General features: G+C 61.4%; 23 protein-coding genes. 8 read left to right on the top strand and 15 right to left on the bottom strand.

Features of this window, described 5'->3' with window-relative positions; genetic code table 11:
- Nucleotides 1–145: 145 nt before the first annotated feature.
- The 4 genes from AC3ITY_RS26685 to AC3ITY_RS26670 all read right to left on the bottom strand — a co-directional run bounded on the left by AC3ITY_RS26685 (nucleotide 146) and on the right by AC3ITY_RS26670 (nucleotide 6,544).
- Nucleotides 146–1,465 carry an MFS transporter gene (locus tag AC3ITY_RS26685; protein ID WP_223532179.1) on the bottom strand — a complete coding sequence of 440 codons (1,320 nt, stop codon included), beginning with the start codon at nucleotides 1,463–1,465 and terminating at the stop codon, nucleotides 146–148.
- 325 nt (nucleotides 1,466–1,790) lie between these two features.
- Nucleotides 1,791–3,116 carry a sigma-54-dependent transcriptional regulator gene (locus AC3ITY_RS26680; RefSeq protein WP_489305986.1) on the bottom strand — a complete coding sequence of 442 codons (1,326 nt, stop codon included), beginning with the start codon at nucleotides 3,114–3,116 and terminating at the stop codon, nucleotides 1,791–1,793.
- Nucleotides 3,110–4,876 (bottom strand): sensor histidine kinase, encoded by a 1,767-nt coding sequence (locus AC3ITY_RS26675; RefSeq protein WP_489305985.1) that lies wholly within the window; start codon nucleotides 4,874–4,876, stop codon nucleotides 3,110–3,112. The genes AC3ITY_RS26680 and AC3ITY_RS26675 overlap by 7 nt, the downstream gene beginning before the upstream one ends.
- A gap of 144 nt (nucleotides 4,877–5,020) precedes the next feature.
- On the bottom strand, nucleotides 5,021–6,544 hold the full coding sequence (locus AC3ITY_RS26670; protein ID WP_489305984.1) for a fumarate hydratase: 1,524 nt from the start codon (nucleotides 6,542–6,544) through the stop codon (nucleotides 5,021–5,023).
- A gap of 313 nt (nucleotides 6,545–6,857) precedes the next feature.
- On the opposite strand from AC3ITY_RS26670, the gene AC3ITY_RS26665 reads away from it, so the two are divergent.
- The 3 genes from AC3ITY_RS26665 to AC3ITY_RS26655 are packed head-to-tail and all read left to right on the top strand — an operon-like array spanning nucleotide 6,858 to nucleotide 9,671.
- Entirely contained in the window at nucleotides 6,858–7,964 is a 1,107-nt protein-coding gene (locus AC3ITY_RS26665) for a GGDEF domain-containing protein (protein ID WP_489305983.1), read from the top strand.
- Entirely contained in the window at nucleotides 7,957–8,892 is a 936-nt protein-coding gene (locus AC3ITY_RS26660) for an iron-sulfur-binding ferredoxin reductase (RefSeq protein WP_489305981.1), read from the top strand. Before AC3ITY_RS26665 ends, AC3ITY_RS26660 begins: the two co-directional genes overlap by 8 nt.
- Before the next feature lie 29 nt (nucleotides 8,893–8,921).
- Nucleotides 8,922–9,671, top strand: a complete 750-nt coding sequence (locus AC3ITY_RS26655; RefSeq protein ID WP_489305979.1) for an enoyl-CoA hydratase-related protein — start codon at nucleotides 8,922–8,924, stop codon at nucleotides 9,669–9,671.
- 121 nt (nucleotides 9,672–9,792) lie between these two features.
- Here AC3ITY_RS26655 and pyk read toward each other — a convergent pair whose 3' ends face one another.
- Entirely contained in the window at nucleotides 9,793–11,244 is a 1,452-nt protein-coding gene (pyk, locus tag AC3ITY_RS26650; protein ID WP_150726740.1) for a pyruvate kinase, read from the bottom strand.
- A gap of 209 nt (nucleotides 11,245–11,453) precedes the next feature.
- Here pyk and AC3ITY_RS26645 point away from each other — a divergent pair, with 209 nt between their 5' ends.
- A complete protein-coding gene (locus tag AC3ITY_RS26645) occupies nucleotides 11,454–11,837 on the top strand; it encodes a tetratricopeptide repeat protein (RefSeq protein WP_489305977.1) in 384 nt (127 codons plus the stop codon).
- Nucleotides 11,838–12,069: 232 nt separating this feature from the next.
- On the top strand, nucleotides 12,070–12,429 hold the full coding sequence (locus tag AC3ITY_RS26640; RefSeq protein ID WP_489305976.1) for a PilZ domain-containing protein: 360 nt from the start codon (nucleotides 12,070–12,072) through the stop codon (nucleotides 12,427–12,429).
- Between the two features lie 43 nt (nucleotides 12,430–12,472).
- Here the strand turns inward: AC3ITY_RS26640 and AC3ITY_RS26635 are convergent, their stop codons facing one another.
- The 6 genes from AC3ITY_RS26635 to AC3ITY_RS26610 are packed head-to-tail and all read right to left on the bottom strand — an operon-like array spanning nucleotide 12,473 to nucleotide 19,186.
- Nucleotides 12,473–13,801, bottom strand: a complete 1,329-nt coding sequence (locus AC3ITY_RS26635; protein ID WP_489305975.1) for a DUF58 domain-containing protein — start codon at nucleotides 13,799–13,801, stop codon at nucleotides 12,473–12,475.
- Nucleotides 13,798–14,799, bottom strand: coding sequence for an AAA family ATPase (locus tag AC3ITY_RS26630; protein ID WP_477784112.1), 1,002 nt, complete (start codon nucleotides 14,797–14,799; stop codon nucleotides 13,798–13,800). Before AC3ITY_RS26630 ends, AC3ITY_RS26635 begins: the two co-directional genes overlap by 4 nt.
- Nucleotides 14,796–15,959, bottom strand: a complete 1,164-nt coding sequence (locus AC3ITY_RS26625) for a DUF4350 domain-containing protein (RefSeq protein ID WP_489305974.1) — start codon at nucleotides 15,957–15,959, stop codon at nucleotides 14,796–14,798. The genes AC3ITY_RS26630 and AC3ITY_RS26625 overlap by 4 nt, the downstream gene beginning before the upstream one ends.
- Entirely contained in the window at nucleotides 15,956–17,500 is a 1,545-nt protein-coding gene (locus AC3ITY_RS26620; protein WP_489305972.1) for a DUF4129 domain-containing protein, read from the bottom strand. The genes AC3ITY_RS26625 and AC3ITY_RS26620 overlap by 4 nt, the downstream gene beginning before the upstream one ends.
- The gene (locus AC3ITY_RS26615; RefSeq protein WP_489305970.1) at nucleotides 17,487–18,464 is read right to left on the bottom strand and encodes a stage II sporulation protein M; all 978 of its coding nucleotides are present in this window, start codon (nucleotides 18,462–18,464) and stop codon (nucleotides 17,487–17,489) included. The genes AC3ITY_RS26620 and AC3ITY_RS26615 overlap by 14 nt, the downstream gene beginning before the upstream one ends.
- On the bottom strand, nucleotides 18,461–19,186 hold the full coding sequence (locus tag AC3ITY_RS26610) for an RDD family protein (RefSeq protein ID WP_489305969.1): 726 nt from the start codon (nucleotides 19,184–19,186) through the stop codon (nucleotides 18,461–18,463). Before AC3ITY_RS26610 ends, AC3ITY_RS26615 begins: the two co-directional genes overlap by 4 nt.
- A gap of 200 nt (nucleotides 19,187–19,386) precedes the next feature.
- On the opposite strand from AC3ITY_RS26610, the gene sbcB reads away from it, so the two are divergent.
- A complete protein-coding gene (gene sbcB, locus AC3ITY_RS26605) occupies nucleotides 19,387–20,817 on the top strand; it encodes an exodeoxyribonuclease I (protein ID WP_489305967.1) in 1,431 nt (476 codons plus the stop codon).
- Between the two features lie 99 nt (nucleotides 20,818–20,916).
- Here the strand turns inward: sbcB and mvaT are convergent, their stop codons facing one another.
- On the bottom strand, nucleotides 20,917–21,294 hold the full coding sequence (gene mvaT / locus AC3ITY_RS26600) for a histone-like nucleoid-structuring protein MvaT (RefSeq protein WP_007933316.1): 378 nt from the start codon (nucleotides 21,292–21,294) through the stop codon (nucleotides 20,917–20,919).
- Nucleotides 21,295–21,630: 336 nt separating this feature from the next.
- On the opposite strand from mvaT, the gene purU reads away from it, so the two are divergent.
- Entirely contained in the window at nucleotides 21,631–22,479 is an 849-nt protein-coding gene (gene purU / locus AC3ITY_RS26595) for a formyltetrahydrofolate deformylase (RefSeq protein ID WP_489305965.1), read from the top strand.
- Between the two features lie 86 nt (nucleotides 22,480–22,565).
- On the top strand, nucleotides 22,566–22,742 hold the full coding sequence (locus tag AC3ITY_RS26590) for a hypothetical protein (RefSeq protein WP_173677941.1): 177 nt from the start codon (nucleotides 22,566–22,568) through the stop codon (nucleotides 22,740–22,742).
- 113 nt (nucleotides 22,743–22,855) lie between these two features.
- Here the strand turns inward: AC3ITY_RS26590 and gpgD are convergent, their stop codons facing one another.
- The 3 genes from gpgD to AC3ITY_RS26575 form a co-directional block, all read right to left on the bottom strand.
- Nucleotides 22,856–23,632, bottom strand: coding sequence for an N-acetylglucosaminyl phosphatidylglycerol deacetylase (gpgD, locus tag AC3ITY_RS26585; RefSeq protein ID WP_489305964.1), 777 nt, complete (start codon nucleotides 23,630–23,632; stop codon nucleotides 22,856–22,858).
- Nucleotides 23,625–24,737, bottom strand: coding sequence for an N-acetylglucosaminyl phosphatidylglycerol synthase (gene gpgS / locus AC3ITY_RS26580; RefSeq protein WP_489305962.1), 1,113 nt, complete (start codon nucleotides 24,735–24,737; stop codon nucleotides 23,625–23,627). The genes gpgD and gpgS overlap by 8 nt, the downstream gene beginning before the upstream one ends.
- A gap of 214 nt (nucleotides 24,738–24,951) precedes the next feature.
- The gene (locus AC3ITY_RS26575) at nucleotides 24,952–25,716 is read right to left on the bottom strand and encodes a methyl-accepting chemotaxis protein (RefSeq protein ID WP_489311012.1); all 765 of its coding nucleotides are present in this window, start codon (nucleotides 25,714–25,716) and stop codon (nucleotides 24,952–24,954) included.
- Between the last annotated feature and the right edge of the window lie 56 nt (nucleotides 25,717–25,772).

Raw genomic sequence — 25,772 nt, 5'->3', positions numbered from 1 at the left:
CGATATGGATGCACTCAGCAGCAGGCTGCTGCCGGTGCATTAACCGATGATTACCTTGCTGGAGGGGGGAGACGAATGGTGCCCTTCGCGAACTCATTCGCGAAGGGCGTTGGCGCTCACCGTTGCAGTGAGCGTCGATTGGCGATCAGTCAGTGACGATCCGCGAATGCTTGCGGGTGTCTTTCATGGTGACGTACACCAGCAACGACACGGCAATACACGCGGTCACGTACCAGTAGTAGCCCGTCTCCATGCCGATGCTCTTGAACCACAGCGCGATGTATTCAGCGGTGCCGCCGAAGATCGAGACGGTCAGTGCATACGGCAGGCCCACGCCCAGGGCGCGGATTTCGGTCGGGAACAGTTCGGCTTTCACTACGGCGTTGATCGAGGTGTAGCCGCTGACGATGATCAGCGCCGCCATGATCAGGAAGAACGCGCCCCACCAGGTCTGGATGGTATGCAGGGTGGTGAGGATCGGCACGGTGAACAGCGTCCCGAGGATGCCGAAGGCGATCAGGATCGGCCGGCGACCGATCTTATCCGACAGCCCGCCGATGATCGGTTGCAGGCACATGAACAGGAACAGCGTGGCGGCGGAAATGGTGGTGGAGTCGGAAATGCTCATGCCGACGGTGTTCACCAGGTATTTCTGCATGTAGGTGGTGTAGGTGTAGAACGCCAGCGTACCGCCCATGGTCAGGCCAACCACGGTCATCAGTTCCTTCGGGTGGCGCATCAAGGTGCGCATGGCGCTTTCCTTGGCTTTTTCTTTCTTGGTGAAGGACTCGGTTTCTTCCATGCCACGACGCAGGTACAGCGCCACCACGGCACACAGCGCGCCGATGGCGAACGGGATGCGCCAGCCCCAGGCGTAGAGCTCCTCGGTGGTCAGGAAGTTCTGCAGGACAATCAGCACCGCCAAAGCGATGAGCTGGCCGGAGATCAGGGTCACGTACTGGAAGCTGGAGTAGAAACCGCGACGCTCCTTGGTTGCCATCTCGCTGAGGTAAGTGGCGGAGGTGCCGTATTCGCCTCCCACTGACAGGCCTTGCAGCAAGCGCGCGAACACCAGCAGGATCGGCGCGCCGATGCCGATGACTTCATAACTCGGGCTCAGGGCGATCAGCAGCGAGCCGAAGCACATCAGGTACACCGAGGCCATCAGGGCCTTTTTGCGCCCGACCTTGTCGGCATACAGGCCCATCAGCCAGCCACCGATCGGACGCATCAGGAAGCCCACGGCGAAGATTGCGGCAGTGTTGAGCAGTTGGGCGGTGGTGTCGCCTTTGGGGAAGAAGGTCTTGGCGAAGTACAGGGAGAAGGCGGCGTAGACGTACCAGTCGTACCACTCGACCATGTTGCCAACGGAACCGCTGAAAATCGATTTGATGCGGCTGGAAGTGGTTCTTTCTTTGGCCGGCACGGCAGCCGACCCAAGCGGCAGGGAGTTGGAGTTATCCATTGAAGGATCCTTCATTTAATTGTTTTTGTGGAGCGCGATTAAACGCAGCCTGCAGGGGCTATAGCAGGAGCTGTGCCAAGGGGAAGAGGGCCGGTTTAGAGGGGGGAAGGCGTTTCGGTGAGCGGAAATCCGCCTATAAAAGTTTGGTGGTGAGCGGAAAGTTGCTGATTCGATTCGTGGATTTGCGATGCCTGCACTGGCCTCTTCGCGGGCAAGTCGAACCGTCGCACCGCCGCTCCCACAATGACCGAGTCGAACGCAGATTGTTGTGCACGACACAGAACCTGTGGGAGCGGGCTTGCCCGCGAAGAGGCCAGTTCAGACGCTACAGGAACATCTCTCTGCTCAACCCATGCCGCTGCATCTTTTCATTAAAGGTCCGGCGCGGCAGTTGCAGTTCTTCGAGCACCGCTTTCACATCGCCCTTGTGCCGGGTCAATGCCGCGCGTAGGCATTGCGCTTCGAACGCTTCCTGCTGCGCCGCCAGTGACTGGCCGGGTTCGATGCCCATCGGCTCCGGTTCGCCCAGCCCCAATACCTGACGCTCGGCGACGTTCGCCAGTTCGCGCACATTGCCCGGCCAGTCGTGGCTCAGCAGGTGACTCAACTGCGCGCCGCTCAATGGTGGAAATTTGCGTCCCAGGCGTTCGGCGGCGTTTTGGGCAAACGATTCGAACAGCAGGGGTATGTCTTCACGGCGTTCGCGAAGCGGTGGCAAGCGCAGCTCGGCAACGTTCAAGCGATAAGCCAGGTCTTCGCGAAAACGTCCGGCGCGCGCCTCGTCAAGCAGGTCCGGTTTGGTCGCGGCAATGATGCGCAAATCCACGCGGATGCTCTGGTTCGAGCCCAGCCGTTCAAGCTTTTGCTCCTGCAACACCCGCAGCAATTTCACTTGCTGGGCCAACGGCATGCTTTCGATTTCATCGAGAAACAGCGTGCCGCCGTCGGCGTACTCGAGCTTGCCGATGCGCTTGCCGGACGCCCCGGTGAACGCGCCGCTCTCGTGACCGAACAGCTCGGCCTCGAACAATTGCTCGGGAATGGCCGCGCAGTTGAGTGCGACAAAGGGCTTGTCGGTCCGCGGCCCGAAGTCGTGCAGGCAACGCGCTACCAGTTCCTTGCCGCTACCGGTTTCGCCACGTATCAGCACGTTGACCGGCAATGCTGCCAGGTCCAGCACCTGCCGCCGCAGGGTCTGCAAACCCCGGGACACGCCGAGCAGCGTGGCATCGAGCTTGGCGCGGTTGTCCGCCTGCTCGTGCAGCGCGCGGTTTTCCAGCACCAGCCGACGCTTGTCGAGGGCGCGGCGCAGGCTGCCGAGCAGGGTTTCCGGGCTGAAGGGTTTTTCGAGGAAATCGTAGGCGCCGTCGCGCATGGCTTCGACGGCCATCGGTACATCGCCGTGGCCGGTCAACAGGATCACCGGCAAATCGGCATCCCGGCGTTGCACCTCGGCCAGCAATTCCAGGCCGGTCATGCCGGGCATGCGCACATCGCTGAGAATCACCCCGGCAAAATGCCTGGGCAACTGCGCCAGGCACTCGTCGGCGCGGCTGAACAACTGCACCTCGAAACCCGACAGGCTCAACCATTGCTCGACGGCACTGCGGATGCTGCTTTCGTCGTCGACCACGATTACTGAGTTCAGCATGGTTCATGCACCTCCAGGTCGATGGGCAAGGTCACGGTGAACACGGCACCTTTGTCATGATTGTCGGCACTCAGGCGCCCGCCGGATTCGTGGACGATGGCAAAGGACACGGCCAGACCGATCCCCAGGCCATCGCCCACCGGTTTGGTGGTAAAGAACGGATCGAAGACCTTGGACAGGTTCTCTTCGGCGATTCCGCCACCGTTGTCGATCACGCTCAGGCGCCACAATTGTTCGTCGGCTTCGAGGCGGATTTCCAGGCGTTTGCAGGGTTTATCCTGCATCGCATCGAGGGCGTTGCGCAGCAGGTTGATCAACACCTGTTCCAGGCGAATCGCATCGCCACGCACCCAGGCCGGGCGGGTCAGGTGCAGCACGGTGCTGACTTGTTCGTCGCGTAACCGGGTGTCGAGCAGTTGCAGCGACTGGTCCACCACCGCCGCCAGGTCCAGGCGTTCGCGCAAACCGCTGGGGCTTTTGCGGGCGAAGGTTTTCAGGTGGCCGGTGAGGGCAGCCATGCGCGTGAGCATTTCATCCACCGGTTTGAGCGCCTTGTAGGCGTCGTCGACCCGGCCGTGGTCGAGCAGCAGGCGCAAGGTCGCCAACTGCATGCGCTGGGCGGTGAGCGGCTGGTTGATCTCATGGGCCAGGGCGGCGGACATCTGCCCCAGCGCCGCGAGTTTGGCCGATTGCACCAGGCCTTCCTGGGCGGTGCGCAGGTCGCGGGTGCGTTCTTCTACCAGTCGTTCGAGTTCTTCGCGACTGCGCTGGCGCATTTTCGCCAGGCGCCAGCGCTGATTGAGGAACAGCAGCAGGAACACCAGGGTCAGCCATAGCCCGGCCGCGGCGAGCGCGGCGTTGCGGCTGTCTTCGAAGGCAACTTGCGGGCGACGCAGCAGGTGCAGGGTCCAGCCCTCGGTACTCAGCGGCAGGGATTCCCACAGGTAATCGGCCTTGCCGTCCGGGCCATCGACCCGAGCCAGGTCGCTGTTGTCGTCGAAGCGCCGCAACGATTGAAACTCAAGCAGCGTCAGCGGCTGCTTGTCGTACTGGCGGGTGGTCTTGAGTTCGGTGTGGTCGCTGTCGCTCAGCGGCTTGAGCAGGCGATAGCGCCAGCCCGGCTGGTTGGCGATGAAGATGATCCCGCGCGCATCGCTGACCAACAGCGTGTCGCTGCCCTGACGCCACTCGCGTTCCAGTTCGGGGAATTCAAGTTTCACCACCATGGCACCGAGGAACTGGCCATCGTCATCGCTGACCGCGCTGGAGAGGAAGTAGCCGGGAATCCCGCTGGTCACCCCCACGGCATAAAAGCGCCCCGTGCCCTGGGTGCGGGTCTGGTTGAAATAGGGACGGAAACCGTAGTTGTGGCCGACATAACTGCTGGGCAAACGCCAGTTGCTCGCCGCCACGGCGAGGCCGCTGCGATCGAGCAGTTCCAGGGTCGAGGATTCGGCGGCGCCGTTGATCTTTTCCAGTTTGCGGTTCAGTGCATCCTGTTGCTCGGGACTCACCGGGCCTTTGAGGGCGTCGCGCAATTGCGGGTCCAGCGCCAGCACCGAAGGCAGGGCGCGGTAACGTTCGATCAGGGTATGCAGGGACGTGGCATACAGCGCCAGTTGCTGATTGGCGCGCGCCGCGTCTTCGACCATTGACTGGCGTACGGCGTGGCGCATGGCCAGGGTGGCCGCGAGGGCGGCGCCGGCGATGATCAATAGGGTGTAGAGCGCCAGGCGCAGGGTTCGGGAGGTCGGCAACATGCGGTGAACAACAGGCCAAAATGGGGGAAGGCACCATAGCATGCGAAGGGCGGTCTGCTCTCGCCGGAGTACAGTTATCCAGCCGAAAAAAAACCGGTCTGTCGTTGCCGACAAACCGGTTTTTTCAGCGGGCCTGAGTGCCGTTTATTGCACTTCTACCGCCAGGCTTTCACTGATCTTTTTCTGCCAGATGGCAGGACCGGTGATGTGTACCGACTCGCCCTTGCTGTCAACCGCAACGGTCACAGGCATGTCTTTTACGTCGAACTCGTAGATCGCTTCCATGCCCAGTTCGGCGAAAGCGACAACGCGGGATTTCTTGATCGCTTGCGCCACCAGGTAAGCCGCGCCACCGACAGCCATCAGATAAACGGCTTTGTGGTCCTTGATCGCTTCGATCGCGGTAGGGCCGCGCTCGGATTTGCCGATCATGCCCAGCAAACCGGTTTGCTCAAGGATCTGACGGGTGAACTTGTCCATCCGCGTCGCGGTGGTCGGGCCAGCCGGGCCAACCACTTCATCGCGCACCGGATCAACCGGGCCGACGTAATAGATGAAGCGACCCTTGAGGTCCACCGGCAGGGTTTCACCCTTGTTCAGCATCTCGACCATGCGCTTGTGCGCGGCGTCGCGACCGGTGAGCATCTTGCCGTTGAGCAGGACGGTTTCGCCCGGCTTCCAGCTCTGCACTTCTTCCGGGGTCAGGGTGTCGAGGTTGACGCGACGGGCCGACGGACCGGCTTCCCAGACGATTTCCGGGTAGGCGTCCAAAGGTGGCGCTTCCTGGGCAACCGGGCCGGAACCGTCGAGCACAAAGTGTGTGTGACGGGTGGCGGCGCAGTTCGGGATCATGCACACCGGCAGCGAGGCTGCGTGGGTCGGGTAGTCCATGATCTTCACGTCGAGCACGGTGGTCAGGCCACCCAGGCCCTGGGCGCCGATGCCCAACTGGTTGACCTTCTCGAACAGCTCCAGGCGCATTTCTTCAATGCGGTTCTGTGGGCCACGCGCCTTCAGCTCGTGAATGTCGATGGATTCCATCAACACTTCCTTGGCCATGACCGCGGCTTTCTCGGCGGTGCCGCCGATGCCGATGCCGAGCATGCCCGGTGGGCACCAGCCGGCGCCCATTTCCGGGACGGTTTTAAGCACCCAGTCGACGATCGAGTCGGACGGGTTGAGCATGGCCATTTTCGACTTGTTCTCGGAACCGCCGCCCTTGGCCGCCACGTCCACTTCCACGGTGTTACCCGGAACGATGGAGTAGTGGATGACCGCCGGGGTGTTGTCCTTGGTGTTCTTGCGAGCGCCCGCCGGGTCGGCGAGGATCGAAGCGCGCAGGACGTTTTCCGGCAGGTTGTAGGCGCGACGTACGCCTTCGTTGATCATGTCGTCCAGGCTCATGGTGGCGCCATCCCAACGCACGTCCATGCCCACGCGGACAAACACGGTCACGATGCCGGTGTCCTGGCAGATCGGACGATGGCCGGTGGCGCACATGCGCGAGTTGATCAGGATCTGTGCCATCGAGTCGCGGGCCGCTGGCGATTCTTCGCGCAGGTAGGCCTCGTGCATCGCCTGGATGAAATCCACGGGGTGGTAGTAGGAAATAAACTGCAGGGCGTCAGCAACGCTCTGAATCAGGTCGTCTTGCTTGATCACGGTCATGAGTCGCGCTCCTCTAAAAGACGGGAACATTCAATAAGGTGCTTGCAGCTTGGGTGCATCGGTCGGTTGCAAGCACCTTTCAAGGCACGCCGGGCAAGCTGGCGCGACGCTAAAAAGGCGCGGCAGTATACCGCGCCTCGCGGACAGGCACACGTGCCGACAGTCAATCGTTGGTCGCATAAGCTCCTGCAACCGAGACAACCTTGCCCATCCCGAAAATTGAATGGTCATTTATCGGTCTCGCCACTAAAGTGACATACGGCCTGTAGAGTAGGACGCTCTGTCAGTCTCCTTTCATTTGGTGAGTCAACGATTGACCCATAACGCCATCCAGCGCCTGTTGCTCAAACGATTCGCCCTCGCGGCCGGCACCTATGCCCTGGCATTGCTGTTGCTGTGGCTGGCGTTTTTTACCGGTCACTACGACGCGCCGCTTTCCAGTGTCGCCTTCGGCAGCGCGCTGGTGGTGATCAGCCAGGCCACCCTGTTCGCGGTGTTTTACAGCGGCTACAACCTGCGTTTCGCCGACCCCAGCTTGACCGAGGCGCAAGTGTTGCTGGGGCTGGGCTGGCAAACCTGGCTGATCGCCCACCTGGATGAAGCCCGGGGCGCGTTTCTGGTGTTTTACGTGCTGATCCTGCTGTTCGGCCTGTTCCATCTGTCACGCCGGTCTTTTGTGCGATGTACGCTGCTGGTGTTTTTCAGTTTCAGTGCGATCACGCTGTGGGAGGGTTACCACTTCCAGCTGCCTGACCCGGCCATGGCGGTGTTGCAGGTCTGCGTGCTGTTCATCGTGCTGGTGTGGCTGGTGCTGTATGCCCGCTATGTCCAGGCCTCGCGACAACGCATGCGCCAGCGGCGTTTTGCCTTGCAGGCGCACCAGGACACATTGCGCGGGATGATGCGCCAGCTCGAAGACCTGGTGGCCACCGACGAGCTCACGGGCCTGTTCAATCGCCGGCATTTTCTACGCCTGGCATCACGCGAGTTGAACGCCATGGACGCGGGTGTCGTGCATGGTCTGGCACTGATCGACCTTGACCATTTCAAGCGCATCAACGACCTGCACGGCCATGCTGCTGGCGATCAGGTGCTGCAAGCCTTTGCCGGCGTTGCCTCCGCGTGTCTGCGCGACGGCGATGTTCTGGCCCGTTACGGCGGTGAAGAGTTCGTGGTGCTGCTGCCCGATTGCGATGCCGACAGTTTGACATCGTGCTGCGAACGGCTGCGCATCGCGTTCACCGATGTCGAGTTGATTGGTCTGAATGTGCGCAACCTTAGCCTGTCCGCCGGCATGACCCTGCTGGAGTTGGGCGACGATCTCGATGACGCCCTGCAACAGGCCGATCAGGCGCTTTATCGCGCCAAGCGTGACGGCCGCAACCGCTGCGCGGCAGCGTGGGAGAACGTCGATGCCTGAGCTGCGGGTCGGCGAGCGCCACTGGTCGGTGGCGGCGGGCAGCAATCTGCTCGACGCGCTGAACCAGAACGGCGTGCCGGTGCCTTACAGTTGCCGCGCCGGCAGTTGCCATGCGTGCCTGGTGCAGTGTGTACAGGGCCTGCCGGGCGACAGCCGCCCCGATGCCCTGAGTGCACAGCAGCGTGAGCAAGGCTGGCGGCTGGCGTGCCAGTGCCAGGTGGTCGAGGACTTGCAGGTGCACGCCTTCGACCCGCAAACCGATGGCCGACCGGCCGAAGTGGCTGCCGTCGATTGGTTGAGCGCCACGGTCCTGCGTCTACGCGTAATCCCCCAGCGACCGTTACGCTATGGCGCCGGCCAGCACCTGGTGTTGTGGGCGGGCAGCGTGGCGCGGCCGTACTCTCTCGCCAGCCTGCCGCAGGAAGACCGTTTTCTGGAGTTTCATCTCGATTGCCGCAAGCCTGGGGAATTCAGCGATGCCGCCAGGCAATTGCGTATCGGCGATCCGATCCGTCTCGGTGAACTGCGCGGCGGCGCCTTGCATTACGACCCTGACTGGCACGCCCGGCCGTTGTGGTTGATGGCGGCCGGCACCGGGTTGGGGCCCTTGTTTGGTGTATTGCGCGAAGCGCTGCGACAGGATCACCAGGGCGCCATCCGCGTCATTCACCTGGCCCATGATGCCGATGAGCACTATCTGGCCAAACCTTTGCAAGCCATGGCCGCCAGCCGTCCGAACCTGAATATCGAACTGTGGACCCCGGCCGAGTTGCCAGCGGCTTTGGCGCAACTGCGGCTTGTTTCCCGGCAAACCCTGGCCTTACTCTGCGGAGCCCCCGACAGTGTCGACGCCTTTGCCCGGCGCCTGTACCTGGCGGGATTGCCGCGCAATCAACTGCTGGCCGATGTGTTCCTGCCCCGTGGTTGAGCGCTGACTTTTCAGACGCGAGACCTGCCATGACCGATGCCATCCAAATTGAACGCGAACGCGGCCTGTTGACCCTGCGCCTGAATCGCCCGGACAAGAAAAACGCCCTGACCCGCGCCATGTACAGCCACTTGGCCGAGGCGTTGAAACAGGCCGACAGCGACCCGCAGATCAACGCCGTGCTGATCACCGGTTCTGCCGAATGCTTCACCGCCGGCAACGACATCGCCGACTTCATCCAGCAACCGCCGAGCGGCCTCGACAGCCCGGTGTTCCAGTTCATGCTCAATCTGCTCGAATGCCGCAAGCCGGTGATCGCCGCCGTGGCCGGAGCGGCGGTGGGTATTGGCACGACGATGTTGCTGCATTGTGATCTGGTCTACGTCAGTCGCGACGCACGCCTGCGCATGCCGTTCGTCAACCTTGGTTTATGCCCGGAGTTCGGCTCCAGCCTGATCCTGCCGCGCTTACTTGGGCAGGCCAAGGCGGCGGAGTTGTTGCTGCTCGGTGAGGGCTTCAATGGTGAACAGGCTGCCGCGTGGGGCATTGCGTCCGAGGCGCTGGGCAGTGGCGAAGAAGCCTTGGCCAAGGCGCGGGAGATGGCGCTGCGCTTCGAGTCGCTGCCGCCGGAAGCGGTGCGCATCAGCAAGCAATTGATGAAGGCGCCGGATCGGGAGCTGTTGCGCAAGGTGATTGAGGAGGAGGGGGCGCTGTTTACCCAGCGGCTGCGGTCTCCGGAGGCACTGGCGGCGTTGACGGGGTTTATCAAACGGCATTGAGTTTTCGGTGTCAGGGCTTGCCCGCGATGAGGCCCGATCAGACAACACACCTGTTGAATCAGAAAGCAAAAAGCCCCGCCATTCACATGGCGGGGCTTTTGTTTTTCGAACAACCGGTCACTCAGACCATCGGGTCGCCAACGTGCAGGATCTTCATGCCGTTGGTGCCGCCGGTGGTGTGGTAGCTGTCGCCCTTGGTCAGGATGACCCAGTCGCCTTTCTGTACTACGCCGCGCTTGACCAGCTCGTCGATAGCCTTCTGGCTGACTTCATTCGGCGCCAGCGAAGCCGGGTCGAACGGGATGGTGTACACGCCACGGAACATAGCCGCGCGGGCCTGGGCTTCGCGGTGTGGGGTGAACGCGTAGATCGGCACCGAGGAACGGATGCGCGACATGATCAGCGGGGTGTAACCACTTTCGGTCAGGGCGATGATCGCTTTCACGCCCGGGAAGTGGTTGGCGGTGTACATGGTCGCCAGCGCAATGCTTTCGTCGCAACGCTCGAACTCTTTGCCGATGCGGTGGCTGGAGGTCTTGCTGGTTGGGTGCTTTTCGGCACCGATGCAGATGCGCGCCATGGCCTGAACGGCTTCCAGCGGGTACAGGCCAGCGGCGCTTTCGGCCGAGAGCATCACGGCGTCGGTGTAGTCGAGCACGGCGTTGGCTACGTCGGACACTTCGGCGCGGGTCGGCATCGGGTTCTGGATCATCGACTCCATCATCTGGGTCGCGACGATCACCGCCTTGTTGTGGCGGCGTGCGTGCAGAATGATCTTCTTCTGGATGCCCACCAGCTCGGCGTCGCCGATTTCCACGCCCAGGTCACCACGGGCAACCATCACCGCGTCGGACGCCTTGATCAGGCCGTCGAGGGTTTCGTCGTCGGCCACGGCTTCGGCGCGTTCGATCTTCGCCACCAGCCAGGCAGTGCCGCCGGCTTCGTCGCGCAGTTGACGGGCGTATTCCATGTCGGCGGCGTCACGCGGGAAGGAGACCGCGAGGTAGTCGACTTCCATTTCCGCGGCGAGCTTGATGTCGGCCTTGTCTTTTTCAGTCAGGGCCGGAGCGGTCAGGCCGCCACCGCGACGGTTGATGCCTTTGTGGTCCGACAGCGGGCCGCCGATGGTCACGGTGCAATTCAGTTCGGTGGCCGTGGCGGTATCGACGCGCATCACCACGCGACCGTCGTCGAGCAGCAGCTCGTCGCCCACGCCGCAGTCCTTGACCAGGTCCGGATAGTCGATGCCGACCACTTGCTGGTTGCCTTCGGTCAGAGGATGGCTGGTGGAGAAGGTGAATTGATCACCGATCTTAAGCTCGATCTTCTTGTTGGCGAATTTGGCGATACGGATTTTCGGGCCTTGCAGGTCACCCAGCAGGGCGACGAAGCGACCGTGCTTGGCCGCGAGGTCACGCACCAGCTTGGCGCGAGCCTTGTGCTCGTCGGGGGTGCCGTGGGAGAAGTTCAGGCGGGCGACGTCCAGGCCAGCCAGAATCAGCTGTTCGAGAACTTCCGGCGAGTTACTGGCCGGGCCAAGGGTGGCGACGATTTTGGTACGACGGACGGACATGCAAAGACTCCTGAGTTCAAGCGCTGAGTGAGGCTACTATGCTCCGAAGGTGTAGTCATTGTTCGTTTGCACTACTTTTTCGTGAAGAGCCTGGTTTTCGTGAAGAGCCTGGTTATTGCCTTCTTTATTGAGCCTGGCAACTTCTCGCTGCTGCAGCCTGAAGATTTCCGACCATGGGTCGATACAGGGTTCAAGACAGGAGATCCCCCATGCGATTCGTGCTCATTGCCGCCCTTGCCCTCAGCGCCCTCAGCGTCACGGGCTGCACCCGTTGGTCGATGAACCATCATTTGAACAATGCCTACAGCGCCTATGACCGGGGCAATTGCGAGCAGGTGATGCTCGAGCTGTCCAAGGTCGAACGCGACAGCCGCGCGCGGCCTTACGTGTGGCCGGAAGTGTCGATGATGCGCGGTCTGTGCCTGGAGCGACAGAAGATGTTTATCGACGCGGCCCAGACCTATCAGTTCATCATGGCGTCCTACCCACAGAGCGAATATGCCTACCGCGCCCGTGCCCGCATTGAAACCCTGCAGAGCCTGGGCCACTACCCGACACGCAGTGCGGCGGCAGTTAAACCGACGCAGTTCTGATGGCGATAACCCTCCAGTCGCTGGCTCACCGGCGGTGCTGAGCTATAGTCCAATGAACCGGTTTTAGAGCCTTGTCTCTGAACCGGGGCAACACCTGTGACCGGCACAAGCAGGACTTAGCGCTGTCAGGACTGGCGCACCGGAAGCGGGGAGAGCGGGCAAAGACTTATGCATACCCGTTCCGAAGCAGTAGTGCGGCTCTGCTTAAGAGCCTTGCATAGCGAAATTGCACATGTTCACCGACCGCCGAATCGAGCGGCATCAACTGCCGTACTTCCTGAAAGTGTTCAACGGCATCACCGGCAAACCCATCGGCTACCTGGGCAATGTCTCCGAAGATGGGCTGATGTTGATCAGCCTGCTGCCGATGATGATCGGCGCGGACTTCACCCTGCGCCTGAAAATTCCCGCCTGCGAAGGTGGCCAGCGGATCATCGACCTGCAGGCCTGTTGCCTGTGGTGCCACGAAGACGCGACCCCCCAACATTACGACACCGGGTTCAGCCTGCAACGGGCGCCGCCGGAGTATGGGCAACTGGTGGAGGCGTTGAAGCTGTATTTCAGTTTTCTGCCGTTGCCGGCTTCGGCTTGAGATCACTGGAAAACCGGCTGTGAGTGATTGCTCAGGCTCAGGCTCAGAGTCCAGTTCTTTTCCAGCCCAGGTACCGAGTCACCAACTCTGCCCCCAACTCACCGGGCCGCGCATCCATCACCAACACTCCATGAGCGTTCAAGCGCTCATGGAGTTCGGCGCGTGCATTGAGGTAGTCCACGGTCCCGCAATAGGCCAGCGCCTCGGGCAAGGTCTGCACCGGTGACTGACGCAGGGTGTCGAGCACATCTTCACGCAGGCTCGCGACCAGCACCTGATGCTGCTGGCTCAGGCGCTTTACCGCCGAGAGCAATTCATCGTCGTCCTCTTCGCGCAGGTTGGTCACCAGCACCACCAGTGCCCGGCGTTTTTGCCGTGCCAGCAGTTGCGTTGCCGCGGCTTGATAGTCGGCGCTGCGTTGGCTGCTGTTCAAGTCATAAACGCTGTTGAGCAGGGTGTTGAGATGGCTGGTGCCTTTTACCGGCGCGAGGTAGCGCGGCTGCTCGCTGGCAAAAGTACTCAGGCCTACTGCATCGCCCTGACGTAGCGCGACGTAGCTGAGCAACAGACAGGCGTTGAGCGCGTGATCGAAGTGCGACAGCTCATCATCCTGGCTGCGCATGTGCCGGCCGCAGTCGAGCATGAAAATGATCTGCTGATCGCGTTCGTCCTGATACTCCCGGGCAATCGGCGTGCGCTGGCGGGCGGTGGCTTTCCAGTCGATCTGGCGCAGGCTGTCGCCTTCACGAAATTCGCGTAATTGATGGAATTCCAGGCCCAGGCCCCGTCGTTGTTTCTGGCGTACACCAAGCTGGCTGAGCCAGTTGTCCACCGCCAGCAACTGCCCTCCATACAAGCGGGCGAAATCGGGGTAGACGCGGGTGGCATCGGGCAGGTCGAGCAAGCGTCTGTCCGACCAGAGCCCCAAGGGGCTTGGCAGGTCAATTTCGCAGCGTTTGAAGCTTAAGTGGCCGCGCTTGAGCGGGCGCAGGCGATAACCGGCCAGGCTGTGCCGGCCGGGTTGCAGCTCGACCGTCAGGGGCAGGTTTTCGAAGCCCAGGCCTGGTGGCACGTGGTCGAAGACTTGTACGTTCAGCGGTTGTGCAAAGTCGTGTTCGACAGTCAGTTGCACCTCGCTCCATCGACCCAGCGCCAGGCTGCCGGGCAACTGGCGTTTCAGCCGGGGCGAAGGCCGGCGCTTCACGCGCACCGCATCCAGCAGGGCCAGAACCAGCAGCGCCAGGAGCAATCCCCAGTTGATCGCCATGAGATTCGCCGGAACCGCGAACTCCAATGCCCGCAAAGTGCCCGACACGATACCGCAGGCCAACAGGATCAACAGCCAGACGAGCATCAGGCGCGAGGGTTTCACAGGCGCGGCGCCGGCACTTGGTCGAGCATCTGCTGGAGTACCTGATCGACATCCAGGCCCTCGATGTCCAGCTCCGGCGCGATGCGCACACGATGGCGCAGCACGGCCAGGGCGCAACCCTTGATGTCATCCGGAATCACGAACTCACCACCACGCAGCAGTGCTCGGGCCCGGGCACATCGCACCAGCGCGATGGACGCGCGTGGGCCGGCGCCGAGAATCAAGCCGGGCCAACTGCGGGTAGACCGTGCCAGGCGCACGGCGTAATCGAGCACCTGATCGTCCAGCGCCAGGTCGCTGGCAATGCGTTGCAGGGCCAGTACATCCTTGGCCTGCAACAACGTACGCATCGGTTGAACGTCGAGCATGTCGGCCCGGGTCGAGCGGCTGACCTGACGCACCATGTCCAGCTCTTGCTCGGCGTCGGGGTAATCCATGCGCACTTTGAGCATGAAGCGGTCCAGTTCAGCTTCCGGCAAGGGGTAAGTGCCTTCCTGTTCGATCGGGTTTTGCGTGGCGAGCACCATGAACGGTTGCGCAATCGGCAATGGCTGGCCTTCGAGGGTGACTTGCCGTTCCTGCATGGCTTCGAGCAGCGCGGCCTGGGTTTTCGCCGGGGCACGGTTGATCTCGTCGGCCAGTAGCAGGTTGGTGAACAACGGCCCCTTGCGCAGCTTGAACTGCTCGGTCTGCAAGTCATACACCGCATGCCCGGTGACGTCGCTGGGCATCAGGTCCGGGGTGAACTGGATGCGCGCGAACTCGCCGCCGAAGCAACGGGCGAGGGCACGCACCAACAGGGTCTTGCCCAAACCCGGCACACCTTCGAGCAACACGTGGCCGCCGGCGATCAGCGCGGTCAGGACGTCGTCGATCACGCGGTCCTGGCCAATCACTGCTTTTTGCAATTCTTTGCGTACGGCCTGGGCCAGATGGCCGGCACGCTGACGTTGTTGAGCGGCGTGGCTCGGTACGTCAGGCTCGATCGGTTGACTCATAGGGCGTTCCTCAAGGATTGCAGGTGGGCGACCTGACGGCTGAATTCAACGCTGGAAAGCCGTTGCTTCGGTCGCGGGCTCATGGCCTGGCTGATAGCGCGTGTGGGTTGGCCGGTCAGGCGCGCGAGCACCAGCCATTGTTCGGCAACGCCGAGTTGTTCAAAGCCGGGATGACGACGCCGCACGCGCCGCAGGATGTCTTGCTGCAAGGCTTGCAGCAGGCCGGCCTGACCGTTGCGGCGCAACAGGAAATCGGCACTGGCGCGCAGGTGCTCCTGCAATTGCCGACGCGCTTTTGGTGCCGGTTCCAGCAGTGGCCCCTGACGCACGCCAAAGTGCCAGAAACCCAGGCCGATCAAGGCGAACAACGCGACCAGCGCCTGGGGGAAATAACGCAGCAGCAAGGTCAGCAGGCTGTCGTGATCGGTGTTGAAGATCAGCGTCACGTGGGTATCGGCGGTCAGGTACCAGAGCAACCAGGCGTTGTCGTACCGATCGATGGCCGGGGTTTTCCACAGGTCGGCATCGGTGACCACGATGATCGAACCCAGTCCGTGGTTGAGCTGCATCATGTGCGTGGCCCTGGCGCTGTTGGCCCAGGCCAGGGCGAGGTTTTTCGGGTCTTCGAGATGGAACGCGGTATCGAAACCCGCGTAGGCCGGGGCGTCTTCGTTTTCCAGATAGAGCTTGGTCAGTTGCGGGTACGGATCGTCACCGACATCCGGCGGCGGGTCTTTGAGGTCTTTGCTCAAGGACTGGTGCAATTGCACCCGGTCGAGCAGCAGGTCATTGCTATGGCCGAGTTTTTCATCCCACAGCGACTGGGCGACGAACAGAAGCCGCCCGCCGGCCCGGGTCCAGTTCATCAGCTGGTCGATCTGCCGTGGGGTCATGTTGTAGCGTTCCCCAAGCAACAGAAGGCTGCGTTGATGCGGGTCGAGGCTGGGCAGGATGTCGAGGCCATTGGCGTGGTCGACGTTCTGGCCTTGTTTACGCAGGAACAGCTCCGCCGCCAGATAAGGGTTGGCATTGGCTTCGGGGGAGGGGCCGTGGTCGATTTCGGTCTGGTAGGGGGTAGCCTTGAGGTACAGATAAACGCTCAGCGCAGCCAGCAACACGGCGATCAACGGCCCGGTTATGGTGCCCCAGCGCCGACTCAACGGACAGCCTCCGGGCCGAACAGAACACGCCAGCCGTTACACAGTTCCTGCTGCACCTGAGCGGGTGGCAGGCGATGACCGTAGGCCATGTTTTGCCAGTGTCCGGTCAGGTTTTTACTGTAGGCCAGCAAGGCCGGTTGCTGTAATAGCTCGACACGCCGAAGCACCTGGCCTTCGGTGTCGGCGGCTTTGAGTGCAATGTTGAAGTCGTGCAGCAGGCGGCTGAGCAGGGCGCGATAAAGCAAGCCGAGCGCTTCGCGTGGATGAGTCTGCCAAAGACTTTCGGCGTGGGCGGCGATGTCGGCGGGCAGGGACTCGGGCTTGAGGTCCAGGCCGAATGCTTGCTGCGGTAACGGTCGCGTGGCTTTGATGTCGGGGATTGGTCGTCGGCTGACGAACGCCTGCAACCAGTCGCGATAGCGCCAGATCAACAGGCCGATGGCGCCAATGACGATGCCCCACAGCACGATTTCAATCAAGGTCGCCAATGCCCCGAAGCGTTGCCCCTCAAATAGCTTCAACAGCGCCTTCAACCATTGTGGTGTCTTGCCGTCGTCCGTAGCTTCAGCACTCGGTTGCTCTTCGCCAAAGCGGTAGCGCGTGACCGATTCCCGGTTCTTGAAGGGCGGTTGTTCGAGGATCGACTTGATGCTGTCCCTGGAGGCCTGGCTCGTCAGGGGCTGGTCCAGCAGGCGCGGGCTGTCGGGTGCGATGGCCGGTTCGGTGGCCCATGCGCTGTGGGTGGGCGGCATCAGCACAATCATGGCCATCAACAGGACAGCGCCTGCACTGACGAGGCGCTGGCGCATTCGGCGGAACACCAGTTCGATATCCCAGGCCTCCAGCACGGTGCGCCGGTTCAGGTACAGGCTGAAACCGCAGGCGACATAGATCGGTTCCCAGACCACCAGCACCAGTGCATAAAAGGCGTTGGTCAGGTGTTCCAGCCAGTACCAGTCCTGGTTGGCCGCGGAGATCAGCGACTGCCAGCTCCAGTCGAGCGCGACCTGTTGTGGCAGCAGCAGATAGAACAACACCATCATGCCGATCCACAACGCGCCTTCCAGGTGCGCGCCGATGATCGTCAGCCAGCGTGCGGCGCCGGCGTCTCGCTGCAACAGCACCTGTAGGCGCTGTTGCCGTTGCTGGCCGTTGAGCCCTTCGAGTTGCACCACCGGTATCATGAAACTGCGGGGCAAACTCAGGCGTCGCCAGGTCAGGCTGGCCAGCAAGTGCGGTTTGAGCAGGCGTGGCCATTGGTGCAGCGCCTGCTTGAGCGTGGGCGTTTCACCGAACATCGCCTGGGACAGGATGTATAAGGGCAGGCGTTCGAACGCCGGCTTCAGCCACCAGAAAATGAACACGGCGAGCGAGGGCGAATCCCAGAATCCCCAACTGAGCAGCGCGAAAACGGGCAAGGTGACCAAGGCCCAACTGGTCATCAACAGACGTCGGTGGCGTTGGCTCAGGAGCACCCCGAGGTCCATGGCTTCCCAGGTCGAGCGCGGGCGAATCACCACCGTGGCGTCACTCAGGCGCATGGCGGCGACGTCCGGAAAATACGAGATAAACCACCATCAGCAACCAGAGCGCCGCGCCGACCAGGTACTTGGTCTGGTGCGAAGGGCCGGTCATTGACGACCAATAGGCTTCGATAAACGCCGCGATCAGCAGAAACAGAATGACCCCGCAGATCAGCAGCACGCTCTTGCGCGCAGCCAATCGCAAGGCCTCGGCCCGTGGCAGGCGCCCCGGGGCGACCAACGCCCAGCCCAGCTTCAGGCCGGCGGCACCGGCCAGGGCAATGGCGCTGAGTTCGAAAGCACCATGGCCGATCACGAATGACCAAAAGGTTTGCCCGTAGCCGACGTAGGTCAGGTGCCCGGCCACCGCACCGATCATCAGGCCGTTGAAAATCAGGAAAAACACGCTGCCCAGGCCGAACAGCAAACCGCTGGCGAAGGTCTGAAAGGCAATGCCGATGTTGTGCATGATGTAGTAGCCGAACATCGCCCAATCCTCACTGGCGGCCCGTTCCGCCGTGCGCCCGAGGTGACCGGCAACGGGGTCGTACATGCTTTGCATTTCACTGACCTGCTCGGCGGGGATCAGGTTGTAGACCAGGTCCGGGTACAGGTACACCAGCAGCGCGAAACCGGCCAGGCTGCCAAAGAACAGCAGGCTGGCGGCGAGGACAAAACGCCACTGTTCGCGCACCAGTCGCGGAAAGTCGGCCAGGATGAATGCCAGCACGTTGGCCCCCAAACGGCTGCGATGTCGGTAAAGCTGTTGGTGTCCGCGCAGCACTTGTTGCTGCAAGGAATCGATCAGAAAACTGCTGTAGCCACGCTCCCGTGCCAGTGCCAGGTGTTGGCAGAGGCGTCGGTAGTCCTTCGGGAAACTGCCGGCCCCAGTGGCTTTCCTGTCTTGCTCCAATTGCTCGAGCAGGCGAGTGAACTGTTCCCATTCGGCCTTGTGCCGGCTTTCAAAAAGGCTTTGCTTCATGTCGGCCCCAACAAGCCGCGGGCGATGCCGTTGAGCTCGGTCACCGCCTGCGGGGGCTGGACTTGCAAGGGTTGGGCAAGAATCGAAGCCAGTTCATTGACCCGCGCTTCGGAGAGTTCACCCTGGCGCTCGGCAAACCCGAGGATGGCCCGTTGCTCGGTGAGTGTCAGGACAAAGGCCGGGCGACGGGGCTGGGCTTCGGGGAGTTCGGGGCGGGTATGCGATTGTTCGCGGTAGATCACCAGGGTCCCGGCGGCGATATCGCCGAGGCGCTTGAAGTGGGGATGTTGCAGGCAACTGATGGCTCCGAGGAAGTAACCGAACGGCAGCAGGTCGACAACGCGCAGCAGGTTGCGCAGCAGCGACGCGGACCAGCCGACCGGGGTGCCATCGTCGTGCACCACCCGCAAGCCCATCCATTGCTTGCCCGGCGAGCGGCCGTGGTTCAGCACCTCGAACAGCACCATGTACCACCAGCTCACCACGAACAGCAGGATCGAGCCGAGCCCGGCTCCCAGTTTGCCGAGCATCGCCAGTGCAATGAAAAGCACGCCCAGGACCAGGCCGCGCAAACCAAGATCGATGGCGAATGCCAGCGCACGGACCATCAACCCGGCCGGGCGCAGTGGCAGGTCGACGCCCTCCGGCGTTTCGACCTGGTACCGCGTATCCAGCGGCGGTGACAGCGGCGCAGTCCCTGGCAGTGCTGTGGTCTCGAGCATGGGCAACCTGATGATGTGGCCTTATTCGGGATTGTGTATCCATTCGATGCTAGCAGCCTATTCGAGGGGCGGGGGCGGGGGGAAACGACATAACTATGTATTGCATGGTGAGTCGCGCAAGGTGCTTGAATGACAAGACTACTGGCCGGGGCGGGAGGTGAACGCCTAGACTTTGCCGATCTTCAGTTCAGGAATCGCCCGTGACCTCCATCTTCTGGTACGACTACGAAACCACTGGCATCAATCCCCGTTGCGACCGTCCGTTGCAAATGGCCGGCCTGCGCACTGACTTCGATCTCAATGAAATCGACGAGCCGGTCAACCTTTACTGCCAGCCCAGTGATGACATCCTGCCGCATCCGGCTGCTTGCACGATCACCGGAATCACTCCCGGGCAACTGCAGGCGCAAGGCTTGAGCGAAGCCGATTTCATGACCCGGGTGCATGCCCAACTCGCGGCGCCCGGTACCTGTGGCGCGGGGTATAACACCTTGCGTTTCGATGACGAGATGACCCGCTACAGTCTGTACCGAAACTTTTTCGACCCCTATGCGCGGGAGTGGCAGGGCGGCAACAGCCGTTGGGACCTGATCGATGTGGTGCGCGCCGCCTATGCCTTGCGCCCCGATGGCATGGTCTGGCCGACCGATGACGAGGGGCGGGTCACGCTCAGGCTCGAACGCCTGACCGCTGCCAACGGCATCGATCATGGCAATGCCCACGAAGCGCTGTCGGACGTTCGCGCGACGATCGCCCTGGCGCGCCTGATACGGGAAAAACAGCCAAAGCTGTACGACTGGCTGTTTCAACTGCGCAGCAAGCAAAAAGTCATGGACCAGATACGTCTGTTGCAACCGCTGGTGCATGTTTCCGGGAGATTTTCGGCCGCGCGCAGTTATGTAGGTGTGGTGTTGCCGCTGGCCTGGCACCCGCGCAACAAGAACGCCCTGATTGTCTGTGATCTGCATCTCGATCCCCAGGGCCTGCTCGACCTGGATGCCGAAAGCTTGCGCCAGCGCTTGTATACCCGCCACGACGAACTGGCCGAAGGCGAGTTGCCGGTGCCGTTGAAGCTGATTCATATCAACAAGTGCCCGGTGGTGGCACCGTTGTCGGTACTTCGCAAAGAAGACCAGCAACGCCTGGGGCTGGATATGGCGCTATATCAGCAGCGAGTGTTGCGGCTAAATGACGCCCGGAAAGTTTGGCTGGATAAAATCCTGGCGATTTATGCCCGCGAAGATTTTTCCCCGAGCCAGGATCCGGAGCAACAGTTATATGATGGATTTATCGGTGATCGGGATCGGCGATTGTGTGAACAAGTCAGAGCCGTTGACCCGATGCAATTGGCACAAGAGCAGTGGCCTTTCGATGACGAACGTTTGCCTGAACTGCTGTTTCGATATCGCGCACGCAACTTTCCCGAGACGTTGAATCCCGAAGAGCAGGAACGCTGGCGAGTATTCTGTCAGAAACGTTTGTCGGAGCCCGAGTGGGGGGCGCCAAATACCCTTGAAAGTTTTGTAGAAGCCGCGGCCCAATTGAGCGTTAGTGCTACTCCGTTTCAGCAGGGGGTGCTCAGTGAGTGGCAGGATTATGCCCAGGGACTGCGCCAGCGTTTGTGTCTTTGAAATCGAACATGCCAGGGCTTAAATACCCCGCAAAAAATAACGCCAGCATTTGCTGGCGTTATTTTTTGTCACGGATCCGTCTGCGACAAGCTCTGAGGCTTAGCCCAGCAGGGTAGCCCAGCCTTCCACCACGTCACCGCCCCACTTGGCTTTCCACTCTTTCAGAGTCTTGTGGTTGCCACCTTTGGTTTCGATGACTTCACCGTTGTGCGGGTTTTTGTATTGTTTAACTTTGCGAGCACGTTTGGTGCCGGTAGTTTTCACTGCACCACCGCGTGGTGCCTTGGTTTTGGATTCTGGATCCAACAGCGCGATGATGTCACGCAGGGACTTGGAGTACTCGCCCATCAGGGTGCGCAGTTTGCCTTCGAATTCCAGCTCGGTTTGCAGTTTGTCGTCTTGGGACAGGTTCTTCAAACGGGCTTGCAGCTCTTTGATAGCTTCTTCGGTGGCGCGGTATTCGTTGATCAAGGACATGTGGACTACCTTATGTTGTACGCTGGATGGCAGGTGACAGTGCGGCAATAATAGTCACGGTGTTTCATCAAGTAAACATTTAAGCCAACTTTATTTAATTTAATTGCTGTGTCTTTGGCGCACATCTGTAATGCATTTATTAGTGTGGTCCAGGTCTGTCAGATATACATAATTTAACAAATGACCCGCACCGCTAGAGCATCCGGGCGAACCGGCACCGGCGCTGTCCATCCTGCCGCACCGACCTTCCGGCAGGGCGAAACGTCAACAATACTGCAGTTTTGCTGCGCAATCGCTAGAATGGCGGCCTTTGCGAAGTTCTGGAGTTTCCCCCTCATGCGCACTTTTCGTCTGGTGATTTCTTGCCCGGACCGTGTTGGCATCGTTGCCAAAGTCAGTAACTTTCTGGCATCACACAACGGCTGGATCACTGAAGCGAGCCATCACTCGGACAATCTCAGTGGCTGGTTCTTCATGCGTCACGAAATCCGTGCCGACTCCCTGCCATTTGGTATCGAAGCGTTTCGTGAAGCCTTTGCCCCGATCGCCGAAGAGTTCTCGATGGACTGGCGCATCACCGATACCGAGCAAAAGAAACGCGTGGTCCTGATGGCCAGCCGCGAGTCGCACTGCCTGGCCGACTTGCTGCACCGCTGGCACAGCGATGAGCTGGACTGCGAAATTTCCTGTGTGATTTCCAACCATGATGACTTGCGCAGCATGGTGGAGTGGCACGGCATCCCGTACTACCACGTCCCGGTCAATCCGCAGGACAAGCAGCCGGCCTTCGCCGAGGTTTCGCGCCTGGTCGAACAGCACGATGCCGAAGTGGTGGTGCTTGCCCGTTACATGCAAATCCTGCCGCCTGAGTTGTGCAGCGAATACGCGCACAAGGTCATCAACATTCACCACAGCTTCCTGCCGTCGTTCGTCGGTGCCAAGCCGTACCACCAGGCCTCGCTGCGTGGCGTGAAGTTGATCGGCGCGACCTGCCACTATGTGACCGAAGAGCTGGATGCCGGCCCGATCATCGAGCAGGACGTGGTACGCGTCAGCCACAGCGACAGCATCGAAGACATGGTGCGTTTCGGCCGTGATGTCGAGAAGATGGTGCTGGCCCGTGGCCTGCGTTATCACCTGGAAGACCGGGTTCTGGTACACGGAAACAAAACCGTCGTTTTCTGACGGACCTGCGGCACAGTTGAAATTCGAAGGGCCTGGGCGTTCAATCGCTTCAGGCCCTTCGCCGTTTCTGCACCGAGGATATGACCATGGCCGATCCACTGGACAAAGCCACCTCCAAGGCCCCCGCCACGCTGGGCGAGGGTTGCCTGAGCCGCTACGACCCGGATGACATGGGGCCAGAAACCGGTACGGAGTTTCCTGACGCCGCGCAGTTGTGGGAGCAGTTGCAGCAAGAGCCCGAGGACAAGCCTAAGCCTGCTTGAGTTTCATCAATTTCGTTAGCAGCGGGCGGCCCAGCATCAGTAAAAACACCGGCCCACCGCCCGCCAAATCAGAATCGCCGCGAGCAGACCGACGAGCATCAGCAGTCCGCGACTCATGCGGCACGGCCCAGTCGGTCGTATTGCAGCGCCAGCCAGTGGGCCTTGGTCATTGGCACCCGTCCATTGTCGAGCAGGCGTTCGAGGGTTTGTAGCCAGTATCGACGCGAGAACTCATGGCGCATGTCCACCGGGTGCAGGCCCAGGCGAATCACCGGGGCGTGTTGCCAGCGTTGTTCACGCCGGTCGCTGACGAGCTTCGATACACCTCGGCGCCAGGCACTGCGCGCACTCCAGACCAGCCCCGGCGCTTCGAACGCGATGAAATCCGGCAAACGGTATAGATGCTGCGAGTCACTGGTGTAACTCAGTGGCAATTGGCGCAATGCCTGGCGAGTGCCTTGGCTCATCAGCCAGGCCGGGGCGACGAACCCCTCCAGCGGCCAGTCATGGCGGTGGAACATCTCGATACCCGAACGCAGGCGGGCGAAGGCGGCTTCCTGCGACAAACGGTAAAACTCGCCTTCGTGGGTGTAGACCCGACGCATGAACCAGTCACGGGGATTGCTGGTCAGCGGCCCGTCGTCGTAGTGGAAATAGCCGTGCAGTGCCAGTTCGTCGCCCCGGGCAACCCTGGCACTGAGCTGGCGGCAAAATTGCGGATGGGCGTCCAGATTGTTGTGTTTGTGAAAGTCCGGCACCACCAGCCAGGTGATCGGTACGCCACCCAAGGCGTCGACGGCTTTGACGAACGGCTGGTAATCGGCCCAGGTTGGCGGTGCCACGTCGTGCAGTACCAGCAGTAAAGCGGGAGTGTTCATGGGCTCAACCATTGGCTGTCAGCGGCCATTGGCTGCCGAGCACGGCGTGGTAGTGGCGCAACAAGCTGTTGACCACCGTATCCCAGGCGTAATGCCGTTCGACATGCAATCGTGCTTGTTGGCCCAAGGCTACGCTGCCTGACCCGAACAGTTCTCGAACGGCGGTGGCCATTGCGGCGGGGTTGTTCGGTGCGCAGAGCACGCCGCAGTCGTCGGTGACGATTTCCTCGAAGGCCCCGGCCGCCACGGCCACCACCGGTATACCGCTGGCCATGGCTTCGAGTAACACCAGGCCGAAGGTTTCCTGATCACCGGCGTGCAGCAATGCGTCGGCGCTGGCCATCAGGCGGGCCACCTGCGCCGCCGGGCGGAACTCATCGATCACGGTCACGTTGGACGGTACGGCCGTGGGCATCGACGAGCCAACCAGCAGCAGGTGATAGCGTCGGCCCAAGCGTTCCATGCAGTCGAGCAGCACCGGCAGGTTTTTTTCCATGGAACCGCGCCCGGCGAAGATCAGCAACCGGGTGTTATCGTCCAGGCCCAACTCTGCCCGCAGCCCGGGGTCTCTGGCATCGGGATTGAATGTTTGCAGGTCGACGCCCAACGGTTGCACAAACACATTCCTGACCCCAAGCCCGGTGAGCTTGTCGGCCATGACCCGACTGGGCGCCAGGACCCGGTCGAAGTTGCCATAGAGCTTGCTGACATAGGTCTCGACGTTGTTGGTCACCCAATGGCCCATGCGGTTGCTGACCAGCAGCGGCAGGTCCGAGTGATAAAAGCCGATGACCGGTACATCGAGTTGCCGCCGTGCATCCAGCGCCGCCCACGCGGTGAGGTAGGGGTCGCCGACTTCGATCAGATCGGGTTGCAAGTCTTGCAGGACATTGCGCCAGGGCGCCAGACGCAGAGGAAAGCGATAGCCCTTGCCGAAGGGCAGGGCAGGTGCCGGTACGGTGAAGATGCCATCCTGCTCACTCAACGACGATCCGGGGATCAGCAAGCTGTGGCGAATGCCAGGTTTGATGCCCAGACGACGGTGCTTGGCATCCAGATAAGTGCGCACGCCACCGCTGGCAGGGGCGTAGAACATGGTGATATCAGCGATATGCACGATGAACGATCCTCCGGTCCTGGTACTCCTTTGGTTGACCTATATGAAGGATAGATGTTCGGTTGGGGGTTGTGCGGGTGGGGGCGTCTACGGGGTTTTGTAGTGTTCGGCAGGCCGCTATCGTCGGAACGCCGCCCGGAGCCGGCTCGCTCCCACAAAGTCAGCGTTTAACCCTGTGGGAGCGAGCCTGCTCGTGATGGGGCCAGTTAAGGCGCTAGATACGGAAACTGCCTACCAACTGCTTCAACCGCGCCGCCTGCTGCTCAAGGTCCGAACACGCGCGCAAGGTCGATTGCAGGTTTTCCACACCTTCCTGGTTCAGCGTGTTGATCTCGGTGATGTCGACGTTGATCGACTCCACCACGGCGGTCTGTTCCTCGGTTGCGGTAGCCACCGACTGGTTCATGCCGTCGATTTCACCGATACGCAGCGTCACGCTGTTCAGGCGTTCACCTGCGAGGTTGGCGATTTCCACGCTGTCCTGGCTATGGCGCTGGCTGTCGCTCATGGTACTGACCGATTCCCGGGCGCCGACCTGCAGCTCCTCGATCATGGTTTGCACCTGTTGCGCCGATTCCTGCGTGCGGTGTGCCAGGTTGCGCACTTCGTCCGCCACCACGGCAAATCCACGACCGGCCTCACCGGCGCGGGCGGCCTCAATCGCGGCATTGAGCGCCAGCAAGTTGGTTTGCTGGGAAATGCTGGTGATCACTTCGAGAATCTGTCCGATGTTCACCGTTTTGCTGTTCAGCGATTCGATATTGGAGCTCGAAGCACTGAGCATGTTCGACAGTTGATTCATCGCCACGATGCTGCGGTCCACCACTTGCTGGCCGTCCTCGGCCAGGCTGCGGGCATCGCTGGCCTGGCTCGAAGCCTGCGCGGCGTTACGGGCAATTTCCTGGGCGGCGGCGCCGAGCTGGTTGATGGCGGCCGCGACGCTGTTGGTGCGCGAGGCTTGCTGGTCGGAGTTGAACATCGACGAGTTGGACGCGGCCACCACGCGCAATGCCACTTCGTTGACTTGCCCGGTGG

Source organism: Pseudomonas sp. GL_091 (assembly GCF_057837725.1).
Note: the sequence above shows the minus strand (reverse complement) of the source record. Positions and strands in the feature narration are given on the sequence as shown.